General features: G+C 36.6%; 1 protein-coding gene. It reads right to left on the reverse strand.

Annotated elements, in window-relative coordinates:
• A partial coding sequence (locus MD536_RS21340) for a helix-turn-helix domain-containing protein (RefSeq protein ID WP_317208152.1) occupies window positions 1-287 on the reverse strand: 287 nt, incomplete at both ends.

Here is a 287-nt window from a genome sequence, read left to right on the forward strand (position 1 = left end):
TAATGTTTGATTAAGCAAATTGAAATCTGCATTAAGAGGTGAGTTTAGATTGCGTAAGCTTTCGATGGTTTTACATGCATACATAACCGTTGTATGGTCACGTCCTCCAAAAGCCGCTCCAATTTCTGGTAAGCTTAATTGTGTTAATTCCCTTGCTAAGCACATTGCAATTTGCCTAGGTCTTGCAATTAAGCGTGTACGCTTCTTGGAAAGAAGATCAGCTACCTTGATACGGTAAAAATCAGCCACAGTTTTTTGAATATTCTCAATGGAAATTTGTTTATTTT

This window comes from Flavihumibacter cheonanensis (assembly GCF_022352215.1).
Taxonomy (GTDB): domain Bacteria; phylum Bacteroidota; class Bacteroidia; order Chitinophagales; family Chitinophagaceae; genus Flavihumibacter; species Flavihumibacter cheonanensis.